1 pseudogene is annotated in these 273 nt (G+C 60.8%); it reads right to left on the bottom strand.

Features of this window, described 5'->3' with window-relative positions:
* Positions 1 to 273 (bottom strand): annotated as a pseudogene (locus HMPREF2787_RS11255) (IS110 family transposase); the annotation flags it as partial.

The raw sequence follows: 273 nt of genomic DNA, 5'->3' as shown, positions 1-273 counted from the left end.
ATCGTGTCGCGCTGTGCTTGAAGCGCTTTGATGTTCGCCGCCAGCTGGGAAATGACCAATTCTGCTGCCGCAGTGCCGGATACCGTGACAGTTTGCTCGGCAAGGGCGGCGAAAATTGCGAGGGTATCAGGGTCCTTCTTGGCGCGGTTGCGTATCCACTTCAGGACCCGGCCCCGACCTGCGGCGGCCAGTTTTGTCGGACCTTCGTAGTGGATGAGCGAGTCCAGCACCAGCGTGCGGGAGAGAATCTCGCCTGCAAAGACGCGCTCGAGT

This window comes from Corynebacterium sp. HMSC061H03 (genome assembly GCF_001838215.1).
Classification (GTDB): Bacteria; Actinomycetota; Actinomycetes; order Mycobacteriales; family Mycobacteriaceae; genus Corynebacterium; species Corynebacterium jeikeium_D.
This window is presented reverse-complemented; position numbering and strand designations above follow the sequence as displayed.